Here is a 19042-nt window from a genome sequence, read left to right on the forward strand (position 1 = left end):
AGGAGAACCACGATGAAGCTATCCCGAAAGGTCGTCATGTGCGCTGCGGCGCTGGCATTGGGCGCGAGCAGCGCGGCCTGGTCGCAGTCCAAAACGTTGTACGTCGGCATGAATGGCGGCTCGATGGAAAAGGCCTATACGACGCAGGTCTTCCCCGAGTTCGAAAAGGCCAACAATGTGAAGGTCGTGGTGGTGCCGGGAACGTCGTCCGACGTGCTGGCCAAGCTGCTCGCGAATCGAAACAGCCCGCAGATGCACGTGGTGTTCCTGGACGATGGCGTGATGGCGCGCGCGATCAGCATGGGGGTGTGCCAGAAGCTCGACGATTCGCCCACGCTCAAGGAGCTGTATCCGTTCGCGCGCGTGAAGGACGACATGGCCGCTGGCGTGCAGCTGGGCATGACCGGTATCGGCTACAACACCAAGATCTTCAAGGAAAAGGGCTGGGCCGCGCCGACGTCGTGGAGCGATTTCGCCGATCCCAAGTACAAGGGCAAGGTGGTGTTCCAGTCGGCGTCGAGCAGCACGTTCGGCTTGCATGGTTTCCTGGCCCTGAACCGCATCTGGGGCGGTAGCGAGACCAACGTCGAGCCGGGCTTCAGCAAGTGGGCGACCACCGTGGGCCCGAATGTCGTCGAGTACATTCCGAACTCGGCCAAGCTCTCGGAAATGATCCAGACCGGCGAAGCCGCGATCTTCCCGCTGACGCCGACGGCCGTGAGCGAGCTGCAGGACAAGGGCATTCCGGTGGCGTACGTAGCCCCGAAGGAAGGTGCGGTGCAGTTGCTGGTCGATCTGTGTGTCGTGAAGAACAGCCCGGATAACGCCATGGCGCAGAAGCTCGCGCAATTCCTGCTCTCGGCCAAGGGGCAGACGCTTGCCGCCGCCGCGGGTGCGTATATCCCGACCAATCCGCACGCCACCGTGCCGCCCGCGATGCAGAAGCGTTTGGGCAAGATCGACGAACTGGTGAAGAACATCACGACCGTGGATTGGGACGCCATCAACCAGCGTCGCGCCCAGTGGGATCAGCGCTGGAACCGTCAGATCGAGCAGTAATCTCGATGCCGTGATCCTGGCGCATGTCCAGCATGCGCCAGGAAGACGGAAAACGCCGGGCCGCTCATGAAACGCACCCCGAAAGTTGGACGGATGTCTGACGCTTGGGGGGGAGTTCATCAGGACGCCCGGCGCTTTTTTGCTCGGGTGCCAGATGGGTCACATCGCGTCTGACTTGGCAGCGAGTGTAGCAAAGGCGCCGACAAGGTCGGCGTGGTCGGCGGGGATCATCAGGGCCTGCAGCGCGTGGGCGGGCTGGTCGAGCATCAGGTAGCCCAGGCTCCACGTCGGAAATGCGCCGGGCGTGTGCGGCGTGCCATCGAGCAACACCTGGATGTCGCGATGGTGACGCGATGCCTCGATGCGCTGGCGTGCATCGGCAAGCGGTTCGCTCGGTCCTTCGATGTATTGATAGAACATCGTGCCATCGTAGAGCAGCACGCCGGTGATGCCGTAGGTGGCGTTGAACCCGCGTGAGTTGACGATGATCTTGGCGAGCTCGCGCAGATCGAGATCGGGCAAGGCTCGGCTCAAGTACGCGTAACACTCGATCATGCTTCGTTGTCTCCGTCATACAGGCTGGGCGTCGGCGCGCGATATTGGCGTGGACGCTGCGTCAACGCGCATTAGAATACCGCATGTGCGAAGCCTGAGACTCACGCGTCATGCCGATCAAATTTCTACGTGGATTCACCCAGCCGGTGCGCACCGATGCCGCGAACCGGCGTCTGGGCTGCTCGCTGGCTTTCGTGGCGGGCGGCGCCAACGCGGGCGGTTTTCTTGCCGTCGGTCAGTACACTTCGCACATGTCGGGCATTGTCGCCTCGCTCTCCGACAATCTGGCGCTCGGGCAGCTCGTGCTCGTATTGGCCGGATTCAGCGCTTTGCTGGCGTTCCTGCTCGGTGCCGCAACGTCGTCCATCCTCATTCATTGGGGGCGGCGCCATCAGACGCACAGCGAATATGCGGTTCCACTCATGCTCGAAGCGTTGCTCCTGCTGGCGTTCGGCGTGATGGGGGCCAATCTTGAAAACCGGCGGCTGTTATACGTGCCGGGCACAGTCGGGTTGCTGTGTTACGTGATGGGGCTGCAGAATGCCATCATCACCAAGATATCCCGGGCCGAGATTCGCACGACGCACGTTACCGGTCTGGTCACGGACATCGGCATCGAACTAGGCAAAATGAGCTACTGGAATCGTCCCGGGGTGGCACGCCATCTGCCGCGCGTGGCGGGGGACCACCAGAAGCTGCGTTTGCTGTGCGCGTTGCTGGGCATGTTCTTCCTGGGCGGGCTGGCCGGGGCGCTGGGTTTCAAGCACCTCGGCTTCGTCGCGACGGTTCCGCTCGCAGGGATACTGATCGTGCTGGCCATCGTGCCGCTGCTCGACGATCTCGCAAGAAGTCCCCACTGAACCCTGCACCACCGAACCCTGACGCCGGTCAGCGCTCAGTCGGCCATGGCGGGAATGGCCCCGTCCTGGAACAGCACGCGCGGTGCATCCATCGTGCCGTCTTCTTCGTCGACCAGCACTTCGTAGGCGGCGATGCCCGCGAAGCCGGAGGCCATCGATTGCGCGATGCGCACGGCGCCGAATTCGGTGCTCGCCTGGCGCAACTCGCCGGGCTGCAAGACGCCGTCTTTGTTCTTGCGATAGGGCACGACGATGAACTTGATGGATTTGGCGTCGCTCATGGTGTCACTCAAGATGAAATGGCATGATCGGAAATGTAGCATGAGTACTGTATAAAAATACAGTGTATTTTTGAAGTCATTCCAGCGCCCTTGGCCCTTGGGGGCGTGCATGCCTGGGCGGGCTGTCGTCGGCCCGGTCAGGGCCGGCGGGGCGGCCGAGTCCAAACAACATCCCGTAATGTCTACATAACTAGTAAATGGTCGTATCTTCGCGCGCGTCTTGATAGCCTGCGGGTCGAATCGCGAGTTGCGACCAAATGATGACAAGCATTGAGAGCGTTGAATGAATGCAGGCAATCTGATTTCGGCAAACCGGCTGCAAGACGGCCTGGTCGTTTGGCTGGACAAGCAACATAACTGGGTCGATGACCTGGCGCAGGCACACGTGTTCGACGCGCAGGAACTCGAGCCGGCGCAAGCGGCTGCGAAAAGCGCGCTGGCCGCCAATCTGATCGTCGATCCCATGCCGCGGCCGGCGCAACTGAGCGACGCCGGCCCGGTGCCGGAAGATTTCCGGGAACAACTGCGCTCGCGCGGGCCGTCGGTGCGTGAAGATTTGGGCAAGCAGGCCGAGCAGGGCGGTGAGCCGGCGGCGCTGGTGCATGCGCCGGCATTGACCGTTGCCCCGGAGCACGCCGGCATCTATCGCTACGACCCGTCCGAGCGCGAGTTCCTCAAGGACCGCGCCAACGAGTTCGGTCAGAAGGTGGCGCGACGCCTGTCCGGCGAACTCAGCGAAGACGATTTCAAGGTCTATCGCCTGATGAACGGTCTGTACCTGCAACTGCACGGCTACATGTTGCGCGTTGCGATTCCGTACGGAACACTGAGCGGCATTCAGATGCGTCAGCTCGCCTATGTGGCGACCCGTTACGACAAGGGCTACGGCCACTTCACCACGCGCCAGAACCTTCAGTTCAACTGGCCGACGCTCTCCGACTCGCCCGAAATCCTGTCGGCGTTGGCCGACGTGGACCTGCACGCCATCCAGACGAGCGGCAACTGCATTCGCAACGTGACGACCGACCAGTTCGCCGGCGCCGCGAAGGACGAAGTCCTCGACCCGCGCGTGTATGCCGAGATCTTGCGTCAATGGTCGACCGACCATCCGGAATTCACCTATCTGCCGCGCAAGTTCAAGATCGCGATCACGGGTGGCCAAGCCGACCGTGCCGCCGTGCGCTTTCACGACATCGGCATTCTGGCGCGTACCAACGATCGTGGCGAAGTGGGGTTCCAGATTTATGCGGGCGGTGGCTTGGGACGCACGCCGATCGTCGGCACGCTCGTGCGCGAGTGGTTGCCCGAAGCAGATCTGCTGCGCTTCGTCGAAGCGATCCTGCGGGTGTACAACGCGCTGGGTCGACGTGACAACATCTATAAGGCGCGCATCAAGATCCTCATCAAGGAAATGCAGCCCGCGAAGTTCATCGAGATGATCGAGGAAGAGTTCGCGCGCATTGCGCTCACGCATCGGCCGTTGGGCGATGCCGTTGTCGAGGGGATTCGCGAGCGTTTCATCGTGCCCGAGTTCGAGACGCTGCCGAGCGAGTCGACGGCGTTTGCGCAATCGTACGAGCGCGATATCGCGTTCCGTCACTGGGTCGATACCTGCACGCACGAGCACAAGGTGCCCGGCTATATCAGTGCGGTCGTCTCGCTCAAGCCGGCCGGCGGTATTCCGGGTGACGCCAGTGCGCAGGAGATGCTGGTGCTGGCCGATCTGGCGGAGCAATATTCGTTCAACGAGCTGCGCGTCACGCATGAGCAGAACCTGGTGTTGCCGCACGTCAAGCGTGACGAACTGTATGCGCTGTGGTCGCGCCTGAAGGCGGCCGGTCTGGCGACGGCCAACATCGGCCTGATTTCGGATGCGATCGCTTGCCCGGGCCTGGATTACTGCGCGCTCGCCAATGCGCGTTCGGTACCGGTGGCGCAACGCATTGCGCTGCGATTCTCCGAGGCGCAGCAACGCGATATCGGGCCGGTGACGCTCAATGTATCCGGCTGCATCAACGCCTGCGCGCATCACCACGTCGCGCACATCGGTATTCTCGGTGTCGACAAGGCGGGCAAGGAGAACTATCAGATCACGCTGGGCGGCTCGGCCGACGAGAATGCCGCGGTCGGCAAGATTCTCGGCCCGGGCGTCAGCTATGAGGACGTGCCGCAGGTGATCGAGAACATTCTCGGACGATATCTCTCGTTGCGAAACGAGGGCGAGCGCTTCATCGATACGCTCGGACGCGTTGGGGCAGAAGAATTCAAGGGAGCTTTGAATGTTGATTGATCGAAACGGACTGCCGGCGGCAGACGTCTGGACTTATCACGGCGCCGACGCGTCGGCCACGGCGGCGCTGCCGGGCAACAAGGACGTGTTGCCGCTCGACGCCTGGCTTGCCGCGAACGAGAAGGGCGTGGCGCCGGCCGGTGTGCGCGTGCAGGGGCACGACGATGCGGCACGTATTGCGCCGCTGTTGCCGCAACTCGACCTGATCGTGATCGAATTCCCGAAGACGCGCGACGGGCGGGGATTCACGCTGGCGAAGCTGCTGCGGGACAAGTGGCAATTCGAAGGGGCGATTCGCGCGGCGGGTCCGTTGCTGCCGGATCAACTGGCGATGTTGTGGGCGTGCGGCTTCGATAGCCTGCTGTCGCCGTCGGACGTGCCCACGGCACGCTGGCATGAGGCCGCCCAGGCGGCAGTGGGTCGCGCCTCGCGTCCCCGCACGCTGCTCGAGCGTCTGTCGGCCTGAGGACCACGCTCTGAAGTTCCTGCGGCCGGCACCGTCCGGCCGCGGTCCTTGATGGCGGGCGTGCGCCGCCGTCGGACACCGCAAAATTCACCCCTGCGTAGAACTCCTACGAGACACGCCAAGTCAGATATCGGGCGTCGTCGACTGTCCGGGTGTGCTACACCATCATCGGGTGTCCAAACGACAAAACCCGCACAGTCAATGACTGTGCGGGTTTTAATCTGGTCGGGGCGAGAGGATTTGAACCTCCGACCACCTGCACCCCATGCAGGTACGCTACCAGGCTGCGCTACGCCCCGTGAGAAATGCGTCGTCTAGATGCATTGCTCGAAAGAAGGCGAGTATAGCAGAGCTTCGCTCGGGAAAGAAAGAGGACGTGCGTGTCGTACGCATATTTTTTTGCATCCGGCACGCGCAGCGCGACGTCTACCGTTGGCGAAACCCCATGATGGTTATCCCGAATGTTGCATTCGGAGGGCCACACGATAATGGAATTCTGCCTAATCCTGCCCTTGGGGGCTCGGAGACAAGCGATGCCGCAAATCCTGGGATTCGAGGCCGCGCGCGACCTGCTGCTCGCCCAGCGCGCCCACTACGACGTGGCGTACCGTGATTTCCGTTGGCCCGTCCTCTCGCATTTCAATTGGGCGCTGGATTTCTTCGACCCCCAAGCCCAGGGCAACGACCGTCCGGCCCTCTGGGTCGTCGAAGAAGACGGACGCGAGGCACGGCTGTCATTTGCCGAAATGTCGCGGCGCTCCAATCGCGTCGCCAATTTCCTGCGAGCGCAAGGCGTGTCGCGCGGTGACCGCGTGTTGCTCATGCTACCCAATCAGGTCGAACTCTGGGACCTCATGCTCGCCTGCATGAAACTCGGCGCCGTCATGATTCCCGCGACAACGCTGCTCGCCGCGGGCGACCTTGTCGACCGGCTCGAACGGGGCCGTGTGCGTCACGTCGTCACCACCGCACGCGATGCCGTCAAGTTCGCCGCCTTGCCCGGCGACTATCGGCGCATCGCCGTTGGCGCCAACCCGCCCGAAGGATGGACGCCCCTCGCGCCCGCCTATCAAGCCTCAGACCACTTCACCCCCGACGGTGCCACGCTCGCGACCGATCCATTGCTGCTCTACTTCACGTCCGGGACCACGTCGCGCCCGAAGCTCGTGCTTCACACGCACCAGAGCTATCCGGTCGGCCATCTCGCCACGATGTACTGGCTTGGCCTGCAACCCGGCGATATCCACTGGAACATCAGCTCGCCAGGCTGGGCGAAACACGCGTGGAGCTGCTTTTTCGCGCCGTGGAACGCGGGCGCCACCATCTTCGTCTACAACTTCTCGCGCTTCGATGCGCGTGCCGCGCTCGAGACGGCCACGCGTTGCGGCGTCACGACGTTGTGCGCGCCGCCCACCGTCTGGCGCATGATGATTCAGGAAGATCTCACTCGCCATGCGGTGAAATTCCGTGAACTGATCGGCGCGGGCGAGCCGCTCAATCCCGAAGTGATCGACCAGGTCAAACGCGCCTGGCACATCACGATTCGCGACGGCTATGGTCAGACCGAAACCTGTTGCCAGATCGGCAACTCTCCGGGGCAGCCCGTCAAGGCGGGGTCGATGGGGCGCCCCATGCCGGGTTATCGCGTCGTACTGCTCGATCATGACGGCGCCGAAGCCGACGAAGGCGAAATCGCGCTCGTGTTGTCGTCACGCCCGACGGGTTTGATGCAAGGCTACGAGGACGACAGCGAGAAGACCGCCGACGCCATGCGCGAGGGCTACTACCACACGGGCGACGTGGCGATGCGCGACGAGCACGGCTACTTCACGTACATCGGACGCGCGGACGATGTCTTCAAGGCGTCCGACTATCGCATCAGCCCGTTCGAGCTCGAAAGCGAACTCATCAAGCACCCGGCCGTCGCCGAAGCTGGCGTGGTGCCGAGTCCCGATCCGGTGCGGCTTGCCGTTCCGAAGGCCTTCATCACGCTGCGCACCGGTTTTCACGCCGACGAAAAGCTCGCCCTCGACATCCTGCGTTTCTGCCGCGATCACCTCGCCCCCTACAAACGCATCCGACGCATCGAGTTCTGCGATCTGCCGAAGACCATTTCCGGAAAGATTCGCCGCGTCGAATTGCGGCGTACGGAAGCGGGGCGCAATCTGGAAAGCCGCCGCGAGATGGAATTCTGGGACGTCGATTTCAACGACCTCAAGTGATGCCGCGTGGCCCCGGCCTGCATGACCCCGCCAGGGCCCCCGCCGAGCGTTGCGCTCAGCGCAGGTGCTGAATCACCAATTCGGCACCGAGCATGGCGAGACCCACGAAGAAGCACCGGCGGAAGACGGGCGCACTGACGCGCCCTCGCACCCACTGCCCGAAGTACATGCCGCCCAGTGCGGGCGCCAACGCCAGCAGCGACACGCCGATCGCATGGCCGTGGAAGATGCCGTCGCGTGCCAGCCCGGCGGCGAGCGCCACGGTCGACACGGTAAACGACAGGCCGAGCGCCTGCACGAGATCGTCGCGCTCGAGATCAAGCGCCTGGAGGAACGGCACCGCGGGAATGACGAACACCCCGGTCGCCGCCGTGACCAGTCCGGTCACCACACCCATGCCCGCGCCGAGCGCGCTCACGCGCGCGGCGGACCAACGCTTGGGCACATGCAGCCGCACCGCCGCCAGCCCCAATGCCGCATAAACGAGAAGCGCGATGCCCAGCGCCATGCCCGCAACGTTGCCGCCGTTGGCCAGCCATCCGCCACCGGCCCATGTGCCGACGCAGATGCCGACCAGCATCGGCCACAGACGCCTGGCCAGCGCGGCAAAGCGCGGCCCCGCCAGCAATTGCCAGACATTCGTCACGAGCGACGGCACGATCAGGAGCGCCGCGGCCTGCGCCGTCGGCATCGCCAATCCGAGCAGCCCCACGGCCACCGTGGGCAGGCCCAGCCCGATCACGCCTTTGACGAAGCCCGCGAGCACAAAGGTGGCAAGCCCCAGGAGGAGTAGGGGGATGAGGTCGGTGAGGTGTTGAGTATTCATCATGGCGTCAGTATCGATGTGCCATGCTGGAACGCCAATGCGGCATTCGCGCAGGCGGGCTCAGGCAGGCGCTGAGGCTGCGATGTCGGGCCGAGGTGGCGTCCGGCGCGCTTTGGCGTTTTCAGTTATGCTCAGGCCAAATTCACGCCGTGCCAAAGCATCGCGCCAGTCCAGAGGGATGGAAGTTGGAAAAACAGAATCGTCAACACGAACACACTGCACACACCGGGCCGCATGCCGCTCACGCGCCGCTTGACCGGCGTCTGGCGCTCATCATGCAGCCCGATCACCTCGCGCTGCTCGGCGAAGGTCTGTCGGGCATCGAACGGGAAACCCTGCGCGTCGAAGACAACGGCGCGCTCGCGCTGACGCCGCATCCGCGCGCGCTTGGCTCGGCACTGACCAACGAAGAGATCACCACCGACTATTCGGAATCGCTGCTCGAGTTCATCACGCCGCCGCAGCGCGATGCGGCCGATGTCATCGCCCGCCTGGACGAAATTCATCAGTTCGCCTACCGCAAGCTCGGCACGGAATTGCTATGGAGCGATTCGATGCCGCCCGCGCTGCCGCCGGAAGCAGTGATTCCGATCGCCGACTACGGCACGTCGCACATCGGCAAGCTCAAGCATGTCTATCGCCGCGGCCTCGCGCTGCGCTATGGCAAGCCGATGCAGTGCATCGCAGGCATTCACTACAATTTTTCGCTGGCCGAACCGTTGTGGACATTGTTGCGCGAGCACGAGGGCGCAACGCAGTCCGCACGCGATTATCAGTCGGCGCGCTATGTCGCGCTCATCCGCAATTTTCGTCGCTACAGCTGGCTGCTGATGTACCTGTTCGGTGCGTCGCCGGTGCTGCACGCCGAATTCCTGCGCGGACGCGAGCACGGCCTCGATGCCTTCGACGAAGGCACGCTCGGGCTGCCCTATGCGACCAGCTTGCGCATGAGCGATCTGGGCTACCAGAACAGCGCGCAGTCCGAAGTCTCGCCCTGTTACGACTGCCTGCCCAGCTATATCGACGCGCTTACGCAAGCCGTCAGCCAGCCGCATCCCGCCTACGAGGCGCTCGGCACGCAGCGCGATGGCGAATGGATTCAGCTCTCGACCAATCTCCTGCAAATCGAGAACGAGTTCTACGCCACGATTCGCCCGAAGCGGGTGACGTATAGCGGCGAGCGCCCGGTGCAGGCGCTCGCGCGTCGCGGGGTCCAATACGTGGAAGTCCGCTGTATCGACATCGATCCCTTCCAGCCGGTCGGTATCGACGTCGACACGGCGCGCTTCATCGACGCCTTCCTGCTGTTCTGCGCGCTGGAAGACAGCCCGTCGTGTTCGGACGCCGAGAACCGCGAGAATCGCGATAACTTCGCTCACGTGGTCAAGGAAGGCCGGAAACCGGGGCTCGTGCTGCATCGCGGTGGCGAAGCGATCACGCTGTTCGATTGGGCCGAGACATTGCTCGATCGCATCGACCGGACGGCGGCCGCATTCGACCTGCAGCGTGGCGGAGCGCATTACGCGCATACGATGGCGCTGCAACGTGCCAAGGTGCAGGACGTGTCGCTTACGCCGTCCGCCCGTGTGATGATCGCGCTCGAACCACTGCGCGGCACGACGGGGGGTGCGTTCCAGGCGTTCGCGCTCGCGCAGAGCCAGCGTCATGCGCAGACGCTGCGCGACATGCCGCTCGATGCGCGCGTTGTCGAGCACTTCGAAACACTGGCCCGGAAGTCGCTCGACGCCCAAGCCGAACTGGAGCGCACGCAGGTCGGCGACTTCGATGCATTCGTCGCCGATTACCTGGCAGGCACGCTAGGGGCTGCCACCGCCTGACGGACAGTCCGCAGCGCAGGTACACGAAAAAGCGCCTCATGCGAGGCGCTTTTTTCATGGATGACGCGAATGACGCGAGCGGTGCCTGTCAGCCCAATACCCCGAGCTGCCACGTAAAAAAGACGGCCAGCCCGACGCCGATGGTGAGCAACTGGTGACGCGTCGCGGCGCAGACGGCGATGGCCACGAGGGCCGCGACGAGTTGCGGATTACGCCACGTCAGCTCGAGACCGTTGCCATGCGGCGCCAGCGTCATCGGCACAATGATTGCCGTGAGTACCGTCACAGGGACGAACGACAACGCCTCGCGCAGCCACTCGGGAAACCGCACGCGGTCGCCCAGCAGGAAGATCCCGGCCTTGACGGCAAACGTGACGGCGGCCATGCCGCCAATCGCCACGACATAATTCATTGCGCACCCCCGCGACGCTTCGCGTGCAGCGCCAGCATGCCCGACGCAATGCCGAGTGCCACGGCCACCAGCAAGCCGAGCTTGTAAGGCAAGCCATGACACAGGAACGCGGCCACCCCGGCGACAATTGTCGCGATGGCCCACGGCATGCGGGCCATCTGCGGCACGATGATCGCGATGAACGTAGCGACCATCGCGAAGTCGAGGCCCAGCGTTTGCAGACGCGGAAACGCGGCGCCGAACAGCAACCCGGCAAGCGTCCACACTTGCCAATTCATGTACATCGACAGACCTGAGCCCAGGAAGTACCAGTGGCCCATCGGATCGTCGGGGTGGCGATGGAAATGGCTACTTGTCACCGCGAACGTCTCGTCCGTCAGCAGGAATCCCAGCAGGGCACGCCACCGCAAGTTCAGATGCCCCACATGCGGCAGCAGGTTGGCCGCATACAGCATGTGTCGCAGATTCACGATCAACGTCGTTGCCCACAGCACGAGATAGCCCACGCCCGTCGCGAAAAGGCCGGCGGCGATGAACTGACTGGATCCGGCGAAAACGGTGAGCGACATGAGCTGGCCGTGCCACGTCGCCAGCGGTGTGGTCGCCACCAGGGCACCGAAGATCAGGCCGAACGGGGCCGCGCCGACGATCATCGGCAGGGTGTCACGGGCACCTGCGGCAAAACTAGCCGCACGGGTCGGAGCCAGCATGGAGGCGCTTTCCTGAAGGTAAAGAGTTGAAGACGGGAACAGGCGAAGGCGTGAGCATAGCCGCTATATCGGGCCGCACGCTTGTACGTTCTTGCGCTTTGGGCGTGAAGGCGGCTCGACAGTGAAAAGCGGCCACCCGTTGGGTGGCCGCGCATTGTGGCGATGCGGGCCCACGTCAGCCGCTTGCGCGGGCTGACGTGGGCCAAGCGTCACGGGTGCTTGAACATGTCGAGAATGCGCGCTTTCTCGCGAGCGTCGACACCGCCCGGCGACGGGGGCTGACCCTCGGCGGGCGGCGGGGCGGCAGGCGAGGGCGAATTGCTCCCGAAGAACGGCAACGAGAATCCGCTGCTGCTGTCGTCGATCCCGATGCTCGCGACAAACCCGTTGCCCGGCATTTTGCTGGACTCATAAAGCTCGCCGTTCACGACGCTGACCCCTTCGGGCATCGCCATTTGTTGCTCAGGCACGCCGTTGAGCGCCACGCCCATGTACTTGGTCCATACCGGCAACGCCAATTGCGCGCCGAACTCACGGCTACCGAGCGTCTTGGGTTGGTCAAAGCCGAGCCATGCCACGGCAACGAGCGAATGCTGGTAACCGGCGAACCAGCCGTCGAGGGCATCGTTGGTCGTGCCGGTCTTGCCAGCCAGGTCGGTGCGCTTGAGCACGTTCGTGCCCGCGCCGGTGCCGCGTTGCGCCACCGATTGCAGCAGGCTGTTCATGATGTACGCGTTCGGCGCGGAAATCGCGCGGGCGGCGTTTACCCCGGCGACCACCGGCGTGGCCTTGTTGAGCAAGTTGCCGCGCGCGTCGCGAATCTCGCTGATCAGGTACGGGGCGACGCGATACCCGCCGTTCGCGAACACCGCGTAGGCGCCGGCCAGTTGCAGCGGTGTGGTCTGCCCGGCGCCCAGCGCCATCGGCAGATACGGCGGCACCTTGTCGGCGTCGAAGCCGAAGCGCGTGGCGTAATCCTGGGTGTACTGCGTGCCGGCAAACTGCAGCAGACGAATCGCCACAAGGTTCTTCGAGCGTTGCAGCCCTTCGCGCACCGTCATCGGGCCGCTGAAAGCGTCGTCGTCATGCGGATCCCACGCCTGCCCGCCGGTCTGCGCGGGCGGCAGGTTGAGCGGGCCGTCCATCACCATCGTCGCCGGGCTCACGCCTTTCTCGATGGCTGCCGAGTACACCACCGGCTTGAACGTCGAGCCCGGCTGACGCCATGCCTGCGTTGCCCGGTTGAACTTGCTCTGATTGAAGTCGAAGCCGCCGACCAGCGCGCGGATGGCGCCGTCGTCCGGCGAGAGCGAGACGAGCGAGCCTTGCACTTCCGGCAACTGCGTGATGCGCCACTTGCCGCGTGCATCTTTCATTACACGGATGATCGCGCCCGGACGGATGCGGATCTTTTCGCTGGCCTTCGCCGAGAGTGCCGACGCGGCAAAGCCAATGCCGTCGCCGTTGACGACCACGGTGTCGCCCGAGAGCGGCACGGCCGTGACCTGAGACGTGCTGGCGGCCACCACCACGGCGGCGACCAGATCGCCGTTGTCGGGATGTTCGAGCAGCGTGTCTTCGATCGCCTGCTGACGATCGGGCATCGCGGCGGGCAGTTCCACGAAGCCCTCGGGGCCCCGATACGCATGACGGCGCTCGTAGTCGAGCACGCCCATGCGCACGGCTTCGTACGCGGCCTGCTGTTTCTTCGAGTCGAGCGTCGTGATGACGGTCAGGCCGCGGGTGTAGGTGTCTTCCTTGTATTCGTCGTACACGGCCTGACGCACCATTTCGGCGACGTACTCGGCATGCACGTTGTACTCGTTGCCGGACGTGCGCGTGCGGATCGACTCGTGCAGGGCATCTTCGTACTGACTGCGCGAAATGTAGCCCAGATCGAGCATGCGCTTGAGAATGTATTCTTGACGAATCTTCGCGCGTTTCGGATTGACGATCGGGTTGTAGGCCGAAGGCGCCTTGGGCAGGCCAGCCAGCATGGCCGCCTCGCCGAGCGTGATGTCCTTCAGATCCTTGCCGAAATAAATGCGTGCAGCGCTTGCGAAGCCGTAGGCGCGTTGACCCAGATAGATCTGGTTCATGTACAGCTCGAGAATCTTGTCCTTCGACAACGCCGACTCGATCTTGTACGCCAGCAGCATTTCGTAGATCTTGCGCGTGGCCGTCTTCTCGCGCGAGAGGAAGAAGTTGCGCGCGACCTGCATCGTGATCGTACTGGCGCCCTGCGCGGCTCCGCCGTGCAGTACGTCTGAAACACCGGCACGCAGAATACCGATGAAGTCGACGCCGCCGTGATCGTAGAACCGATAGTCCTCGATCGCGAGCACGGCCTTCTTCATGACGTCCGGAATCTGATCGATGGTGACCAGGCTGCGGCGCTCTTCGCCGAATTCGCCGATCAGCACGTTATCGGACGTATAGACCCGCAGCGGTACCTTCGGCCGGTAATCGGTGATGACGTCCAGCGGCGGCAGGTTCGGGCGCATGACGATCAACGCATAGCCAACGAGCAGCGCGCCCACGAGCGCCAAGCCTACCAAAGTGGTAAAGATGACGGCGAGCGTGCCGAAACCGCGTTGACGACCTGGGGCGAGCTGCGAGGCGGCGTGTGCAGACGGCGCCTGGGGCGTGACGACGGGGGACTTGGGAGGCGCCGAATGAGACGGCGCACGAGGCGGCAAACAATGCTTCAAGGACATACCCAACGAAAATTGCAGGATGGGAACAGGCCGGCCGGCCTAGCGCTGCGTGGATCCCCGCCGCGCGGCGAAATCGGAGCAGTATGCCACGCCCGGCGCGAACACGCGCGTTTCGGGCGATCACCCACTCGCCAACGACAATCACGGTGCGCTTCGGCGATCCTGTGCGGGGTCGGCGCACCCAGCGCACCGCTCACCCGCCAGGCCGCACCATACCACGCTAACCGGGGACTCGCCCGATGTGTGACATCGGGCGGGCGATACAACGTCAACCCAAGCGTTTGAGAAAGACCGTCATTTCCTTTTCCGCCTGACGGTCCCCGTGCGCCTGTGCGGCGGCAATCCCACGCGTCCACGCGTCGCGGGCACCCTCGCGATCGCCCGCGCCGTGTCGCGCTTTCCCCAACAGCTTCCACGCGGCCGTGTAGGCCGGATCGAACGCCACGCAACGGGTCAGGTGATCGGCCGCGACCGGGAAGTTCTGCGCATCCAGATAGGCCTTGCCGAGCCCGAAACGCAACAGCGCGTTGTCTTTGCCGGCCGCCAACAGCTTTTCGAGTCCCTCGATCATAATTCGAATATATCAGATGGATATATAAAAAATGTCATAAGATCATGCCCGGTTCCCACGCCATCGGCTTGGTGCGAAAGACTCGGAAAGAGGCTCGTATACCCGCGGGACGCTAAAGTCGGGGTCTCGCCACGCCGATGACATAAATAATACCGGCCCGACAGAGGCCGTACAGGGACCCGAACCCACGACACAAGACGGAGACGACAGTATGTTGCGTAGCTTTTCCATCAAGGCGCGCCTCGGGATGACGATGGCGCTGTTGGCGGCGTTACTGATTCTGTTGGGCGCGCTCGGCATTGCGGGCATGACGCGCACGGGCAACGCGCTTCGCGAGACGTACGCCAATCACCTCGCCGCCACGGTGGCGCTCGGCAAAGACAACGCCACGCTGGCGCGCACCCGCGCCATTCTCGATCGCGTGGTGCTGCATCCGGAATCGCCGGATGGGGACAAGATTGCCACACGTGCACGCGGCATGATCAAGGACGCGAATGCGGCATGGGCCGCCTATCAGGCGTTGCCGCGCGGCCCCGAGGAACAGCGGATGGCCGACGAGGTCGCCGCCCGGCGCGCCACCTTCTTCGAGCAGGGCATGAATCCGATGCTCACCGCCATCGACGCGCGCGATCGTACGGCCATGGACGAGATCACGATGAACGTGCTGCCCAAGCGTTACGCCGAGCTTACGAAGGCCAGTGACGCGCTGGCCGCGTACAAGCTGAAGCTCGGGCACGACACGTACGAAGCGTCGATGGCGGAGCTGGCGGCATTCCGCTGGCTGAGCATCGGCGCAACGGCGCTGGGCGTGCTCATGGCCATCGCCTGCTACTTCTCGCTGCGCGGCGCGATCATGCGGCCGCTTGGCGAAGCACTGGCACATTTCGAGCACATATCGGCAGGACAACTCGACAATCCGGTGCACGCGCGCGGCAAGGACGAAATGTCGATGCTCATGCGCGGTCTCGAGGCGATGCAGTCGCGTCTCGCGGACACGATTCGCGGCGTGCGCCGCAGTTGCGATGCGATGGCGACCGCCACGGCCGAAATCTCGGCGGGCAATACCGACCTGTCGGCGCGCACCGAAGAGCAGGCCGCCTCGCTGGAGGAGACGGCCTCGTCGATGGAGCAACTGACGGCCACGGTCAAGCAGAACGCCGACAACGCACGTCAGGCGAGCCAACTGGCGGTCAATGCGTCGGATATCGCATCGCGCGGCGGCCAGGTGGTGGCGCGGGTGGTCGACACGATGCAGGGCATCTCGACCAGTTCGTCGCAAGTGGTGGACATCATCGGCGTGATCGACGGGATTGCATTCCAGACCAACATCCTCGCGCTCAACGCTGCCGTGGAAGCGGCCCGTGCCGGCGAGCAGGGCCGCGGGTTCGCCGTGGTGGCGGGCGAGGTGCGCACGCTGGCACAGCGCAGTGCCACGGCCGCGCGCGAGATCAAGGCACTCATCGAAACGTCGGCGCAGAAGGTGGCCGACGGCTCGACGCTGGTGGCCGAAGCGGGGCGCACGATGAACGACATCCTGCAAGCCGTGCAGCGCGTGACGGACATCATGGGGGAGATCTCGGCGGCGTCCGACGAGCAGAGCAGCGGCATCGAGCAGGTGAATCGGGCGGTCACGCAAATGGATGCCGTCACGCAGCAGAATGCCGCGCTGGTGGAGCAAGCGGCGGCGGCGGCCGCGTCGCTGGAAGATCAGACACATACGCTTCGCGAGGAAATGGCGCGATTCCGATTGGGCGACGAAAGTCAGGCGAGCGGCGCGGCAAGACGTCCGGCCTTGCATGCCGTGGAAACATCGCCCCTTTCCCTGGCGGCCTGAGCGGTGTGGCCGGTCACCGCCCGTTAGCTCGATGGGGGCGTGGCGTGGGCATGGAATGGGTGTGTTCGTGGCGGCCGTGGGCCGAACCGGGTAACATTGCCCATCTTTTGCTCAGTTGAGGGTGGCGAAGTATGAAGCGAGTGGCGCTGATGGCAGCGGTGGCCGTGCTGGCCGGGGGAGTGGCAGGGTGTGGCCCGGTCAACCAGATGAGCGTGCCCGATCCGGCCGCAGGACGACTGCTCGATCAGGGGACGGGAGCCGATCGCTTCATGGTGCTCAACTGCATTTATCACGGCTGGAGCGAGTTGTCGCCGAACGTCGAATCGACGTCGTACGCCCGTCAGGGGGCCGACCGTGTGCGTGTCTATCGCGGTCAGGGCGCCGACGGCAAAGCCGTCTACAACCCGTACGTCGACGTCATGCAAGGCGGCTTCGGTGCGCGTTTGCAATACTTCGAAGTTCCCGGCAGCCACCTGCCGCGCGACTACGAAAAGACGGTCAGGCGCTGCATGGTGCCGTATTCGGGCAGCAACGACTGACGTTCGGCCGCCTGACGAGGATCGCTCAAGCGCGATCATGAAAAACGCCACGGGAGACCGTGGCGTTTTCGTTGGTGCCGGCGACGAGGCCGGCGAGTGCCTGCAACGGGGCCGCGATGACGGCGCTCAGCCGTGGAAATCCTCGCGCGCTTCGACGACTGCCTTGACCACACCCCGACGCACGAGGAAATCACCGAATTTCTCACCGGCATCGCGCATCTTCGCGTATTGCGCGAAGAGCGGCGTGAGTTCGGCCACGATCTGATCTTCGTTGAGCGATTCCTTGTACAGCTTGTTCAAACGCTGCCCGTGGAAACCCGCGCCGAGGTACAGGTTGTACTTGCCGGCCGATTTGCCAACCAGGCCGATCTCGGCGATGTAGGGACGGGCGCAGCCGTTCGGGCAGCCGGTCGTGCGAATGGTGATCGGTTCGCCTGCAAGCCCCGCATCGTCGAGCACCTTCTCGAGTCGCGTGACCAGGCCGGGCAGGGCGCGCTCGCTCTCGGCCAGCGCGAGACCACACGTCGGGAAGCCGACGCAGGCCATCGAGTGGATGCGCAGCGCACTTTGATGCTTGCCGTCGAGCAGGCCGTATTCCTTCACGAGGGCGTCGATCTGCGGCTTGGCGGCGTCGCTCACGCGTCCAATGATCAGGTTCTGGTTGCCGGTGATGCGGTAATCGCCCTGATGCACCTTCGCGATTTCGCGCAGCCCGGTCATCAGGCGGTAGTCGTCCCAATCCTTCACGCGACCGTTCTGGATGAAGAGCGTGAGATGCCAAAGATCGTCCGCGCCCTTGAGCCAGCCATACTGATCGCCGTTGGTCGTGAACGCAAACGCCCGCTCGGGCGCCAGATCCCAACCGAGATATCGGTTGAGGGTTTCCTTGAACCACGCCACGCCACGGTCGTCGAGGGTGTATTTCAGACGCGCATGCTTGCGATTGCCGCGGTCGCCGAAGTCGCGTTGCACGAGTAGCACCTTCTCGGCGACGTCGACGATGCGATCGGCCGGCGTATAGCCGATGACGGTCGCCGTGCGCGGGTACGTTGCGGCGTCGCCGTGCGTCATGCCCATGCCGCCACCGACCGTCACGTTGAAGCCTTCGAGCTTGCCGTCGTCGCCCACGATGGCGATAAAGCCCAGGTCGTTGGCGTAGAGATCGACGTCGTTGTTCGGCGGTATCGCGATGGCGATCTTGAACTTGCGTGGCAGATAGTGCTTGCCGTAGATCGGCTCGTGATCCTCCTTGCCCGCGCCCAGACGCTTGTCGCCCAGCCAGATCTCGCGATACGCCGTGGTCTGCGGCAACAGGTGCCGATCGATCTTCAGGCACCAGTCGAGCGCCTCGGCATGGGCGGGCGAATGGTGCGGATTGTTCGAGACGAGCGTGTTGCGATTGACGTCGCCGCACGCGGCGATGCTCGTCATCGCAACTTCATCGATGCCCTTGATGAGGGGGCGCAACTGGTGCTTGAGCACGTTGTGATACTGCACCGTCTGCCGCGTGGTCAGGCGAATCGTGTTGCCGCCGTACTTCTGGGCGAGATCGTCGAGCTTGAGCCATTGCGCGGGCGTGCACACGCCGCCCGGCATGCGCAGCCGGATCATGAACTGGTAGGCCGGTTCGAGTTTCTGCTTCTGCCGTTCGCTGCGCAGGTCACGGTCATCCTGCATGTAGGAGCCGTGAAACTTCAGCAATTGGGCGTCCTTCTCGAAGATCGCGCCGGTGAGCGGGTCGGCCAGACCTTCGGCGATGGTGCCGCGCAGGTAGTTGCTGGCGTCCTTGATCTTCTCGACTTCGGAGCGCGGCGCCGTCGAGGCGTCGCCGGCTTGCGTGGGTTGCGTCATGGGCTCGGCTC

At 63.9% G+C, this 19042-nt stretch carries 16 protein-coding genes, 1 tRNA gene and 1 pseudogene; 9 read left to right on the forward strand and 9 right to left on the reverse strand.

Features of this window, described 5'->3' with window-relative positions:
- Positions 1 to 12 precede the first annotated feature (12 nt).
- Positions 13 to 1059: an ABC transporter substrate-binding protein gene (locus tag PanNE5_RS16820; RefSeq protein ID WP_026131833.1), complete on the forward strand. Its 1047-nt coding sequence runs from the start codon at positions 13 to 15 to the stop codon at positions 1057 to 1059.
- A 159-nt stretch (positions 1060 to 1218) separates the two neighbouring features.
- On the opposite strand, the gene PanNE5_RS16825 is transcribed toward PanNE5_RS16820, so the two are convergent.
- Entirely contained in the window at positions 1219 to 1614 is a 396-nt protein-coding gene (locus PanNE5_RS16825) for a BLUF domain-containing protein (RefSeq protein WP_261938435.1), read from the reverse strand.
- A 110-nt stretch (positions 1615 to 1724) separates the two neighbouring features.
- Here PanNE5_RS16825 and PanNE5_RS16830 point away from each other — a divergent pair, with 110 nt between their 5' ends.
- Complete coding sequence (locus tag PanNE5_RS16830; protein WP_017233354.1) at positions 1725 to 2474, forward strand: YoaK family protein; 750 nt, start codon at positions 1725 to 1727, stop codon at positions 2472 to 2474.
- A gap of 35 nt (positions 2475 to 2509) precedes the next feature.
- Here the strand turns inward: PanNE5_RS16830 and PanNE5_RS16835 are convergent, their stop codons facing one another.
- The gene (locus PanNE5_RS16835) at positions 2510 to 2755 is read right to left on the reverse strand and encodes a hypothetical protein (protein ID WP_017233355.1); all 246 of its coding nucleotides are present in this window, start codon (positions 2753 to 2755) and stop codon (positions 2510 to 2512) included.
- Positions 2756 to 3038: 283 nt separating this feature from the next.
- Between PanNE5_RS16835 and PanNE5_RS16840 the strand changes: the two genes are divergently transcribed.
- Positions 3039 to 5045, forward strand: a complete 2007-nt coding sequence (locus tag PanNE5_RS16840; protein WP_261938436.1) for a DUF2849 domain-containing protein — start codon at positions 3039 to 3041, stop codon at positions 5043 to 5045.
- Positions 5035 to 5511 carry a DUF934 domain-containing protein gene (locus PanNE5_RS16845; protein WP_017233357.1) on the forward strand — a complete coding sequence of 159 codons (477 nt, stop codon included), beginning with the start codon at positions 5035 to 5037 and terminating at the stop codon, positions 5509 to 5511. The genes PanNE5_RS16840 and PanNE5_RS16845 overlap by 11 nt, the downstream gene beginning before the upstream one ends.
- A gap of 222 nt (positions 5512 to 5733) precedes the next feature.
- Here PanNE5_RS16845 and PanNE5_RS16850 read toward each other — a convergent pair.
- Positions 5734 to 5810, reverse strand: a tRNA-Pro gene (locus PanNE5_RS16850).
- A 234-nt stretch (positions 5811 to 6044) separates the two neighbouring features.
- Here PanNE5_RS16850 and PanNE5_RS16855 point away from each other — a divergent pair.
- Positions 6045 to 7733, forward strand: a complete 1689-nt coding sequence (locus PanNE5_RS16855; RefSeq protein WP_261938437.1) for an AMP-binding protein — start codon at positions 6045 to 6047, stop codon at positions 7731 to 7733.
- A gap of 55 nt (positions 7734 to 7788) precedes the next feature.
- Here the strand turns inward: PanNE5_RS16855 and PanNE5_RS16860 are convergent, their stop codons facing one another.
- A complete protein-coding gene (locus PanNE5_RS16860; protein ID WP_261938438.1) occupies positions 7789 to 8562 on the reverse strand; it encodes a sulfite exporter TauE/SafE family protein in 774 nt (257 codons plus the stop codon).
- A 272-nt stretch (positions 8563 to 8834) separates the two neighbouring features.
- Between PanNE5_RS16860 and gshA the strand changes: the two genes are divergently transcribed.
- Positions 8835 to 10397, forward strand: coding sequence for a glutamate--cysteine ligase (gene gshA, locus PanNE5_RS16865; protein ID WP_051060130.1), 1563 nt, complete (start codon positions 8835 to 8837; stop codon positions 10395 to 10397).
- Positions 10398 to 10485: 88 nt separating this feature from the next.
- On the opposite strand, the gene PanNE5_RS16870 is transcribed toward gshA, so the two are convergent.
- From PanNE5_RS16870 to PanNE5_RS16885, 4 genes are all read right to left on the reverse strand, one after another.
- Positions 10486 to 10809 carry an AzlD domain-containing protein gene (locus PanNE5_RS16870; RefSeq protein ID WP_017233361.1) on the reverse strand — a complete coding sequence of 108 codons (324 nt, stop codon included), beginning with the start codon at positions 10807 to 10809 and terminating at the stop codon, positions 10486 to 10488.
- On the reverse strand, positions 10806 to 11519 hold the full coding sequence (locus PanNE5_RS16875; RefSeq protein WP_017233362.1) for an AzlC family ABC transporter permease: 714 nt from the start codon (positions 11517 to 11519) through the stop codon (positions 10806 to 10808). Before PanNE5_RS16875 ends, PanNE5_RS16870 begins: the two co-directional genes overlap by 4 nt.
- A gap of 209 nt (positions 11520 to 11728) precedes the next feature.
- Positions 11729 to 14236 carry a penicillin-binding protein 1A gene (locus tag PanNE5_RS16880; protein ID WP_083902263.1) on the reverse strand — a complete coding sequence of 836 codons (2508 nt, stop codon included), beginning with the start codon at positions 14234 to 14236 and terminating at the stop codon, positions 11729 to 11731.
- A 268-nt stretch (positions 14237 to 14504) separates the two neighbouring features.
- On the reverse strand, positions 14505 to 14807 hold the full coding sequence (locus PanNE5_RS16885; RefSeq protein ID WP_017233364.1) for a hypothetical protein: 303 nt from the start codon (positions 14805 to 14807) through the stop codon (positions 14505 to 14507).
- A 253-nt stretch (positions 14808 to 15060) separates the two neighbouring features.
- Between PanNE5_RS16885 and PanNE5_RS23080 the strand changes: the two are divergent.
- The 3 genes and pseudogenes from PanNE5_RS23080 to PanNE5_RS16900 form a co-directional block, all read left to right on the forward strand.
- Positions 15061 to 15504, forward strand: a pseudogene (locus PanNE5_RS23080) (Tar ligand binding domain-containing protein); the annotation flags it as partial.
- A gap of 156 nt (positions 15505 to 15660) precedes the next feature.
- On the forward strand, positions 15661 to 16641 hold the full coding sequence (locus PanNE5_RS23085) for a methyl-accepting chemotaxis protein (protein ID WP_410007593.1): 981 nt from the start codon (positions 15661 to 15663) through the stop codon (positions 16639 to 16641).
- A gap of 131 nt (positions 16642 to 16772) precedes the next feature.
- A complete protein-coding gene (locus tag PanNE5_RS16900) occupies positions 16773 to 17180 on the forward strand; it encodes a hypothetical protein (RefSeq protein ID WP_017233366.1) in 408 nt (135 codons plus the stop codon).
- A gap of 126 nt (positions 17181 to 17306) precedes the next feature.
- Here PanNE5_RS16900 and PanNE5_RS16905 read toward each other — a convergent pair whose 3' ends face one another.
- Entirely contained in the window at positions 17307 to 19031 is a 1725-nt protein-coding gene (locus tag PanNE5_RS16905) for an NADPH-dependent assimilatory sulfite reductase hemoprotein subunit (RefSeq protein ID WP_261938439.1), read from the reverse strand.
- Between the last annotated feature and the right edge of the window lie 11 nt (positions 19032 to 19042).

The sequence above is a fragment of the Pandoraea sp. NE5 genome (assembly GCF_024363545.1).
Classification (GTDB): Bacteria; Pseudomonadota; Gammaproteobacteria; order Burkholderiales; family Burkholderiaceae; genus Pandoraea; species Pandoraea cepalis.

Coding starts and splice junctions, on each gene's coding strand:
- PanNE5_RS16845 (WP_017233357.1), top strand. CDS start 5,035: ATGTTGATTGATCGAAACGGACTGCCGGCGGCAGACGTCTGGACTTAT.
- PanNE5_RS16855 (WP_261938437.1), top strand. CDS start 6,045: ATGCCGCAAATCCTGGGATTCGAGGCCGCGCGCGACCTGCTGCTCGCC.
- PanNE5_RS16830 (WP_017233354.1), top strand. CDS start 1,725: ATGCCGATCAAATTTCTACGTGGATTCACCCAGCCGGTGCGCACCGAT.
- PanNE5_RS16900 (WP_017233366.1), top strand. CDS start 16,773: ATGAAGCGAGTGGCGCTGATGGCAGCGGTGGCCGTGCTGGCCGGGGGA.
- PanNE5_RS16825 (WP_261938435.1), bottom strand. CDS start 1,614: ATGATCGAGTGTTACGCGTACTTGAGCCGAGCCTTGCCCGATCTCGAT.
- PanNE5_RS16905 (WP_261938439.1), bottom strand. CDS start 19,031: ATGACGCAACCCACGCAAGCCGGCGACGCCTCGACGGCGCCGCGCTCC.
- PanNE5_RS16820 (WP_026131833.1), top strand. CDS start 13: ATGAAGCTATCCCGAAAGGTCGTCATGTGCGCTGCGGCGCTGGCATTG.
- PanNE5_RS16835 (WP_017233355.1), bottom strand. CDS start 2,755: ATGAGCGACGCCAAATCCATCAAGTTCATCGTCGTGCCCTATCGCAAG.
- PanNE5_RS16840 (WP_261938436.1), top strand. CDS start 3,039: ATGAATGCAGGCAATCTGATTTCGGCAAACCGGCTGCAAGACGGCCTG.
- PanNE5_RS16860 (WP_261938438.1), bottom strand. CDS start 8,562: ATGATGAATACTCAACACCTCACCGACCTCATCCCCCTACTCCTCCTG.
- PanNE5_RS23085 (WP_410007593.1), top strand. CDS start 15,661: ATGCGGCCGCTTGGCGAAGCACTGGCACATTTCGAGCACATATCGGCA.
- PanNE5_RS16870 (WP_017233361.1), bottom strand. CDS start 10,809: ATGAATTATGTCGTGGCGATTGGCGGCATGGCCGCCGTCACGTTTGCC.
- gshA (WP_051060130.1), top strand. CDS start 8,835: ATGCAGCCCGATCACCTCGCGCTGCTCGGCGAAGGTCTGTCGGGCATC.
- PanNE5_RS16880 (WP_083902263.1), bottom strand. CDS start 14,236: ATGTCCTTGAAGCATTGTTTGCCGCCTCGTGCGCCGTCTCATTCGGCG.
- PanNE5_RS16875 (WP_017233362.1), bottom strand. CDS start 11,519: ATGCTGGCTCCGACCCGTGCGGCTAGTTTTGCCGCAGGTGCCCGTGAC.
- PanNE5_RS16885 (WP_017233364.1), bottom strand. CDS start 14,807: ATGATCGAGGGACTCGAAAAGCTGTTGGCGGCCGGCAAAGACAACGCG.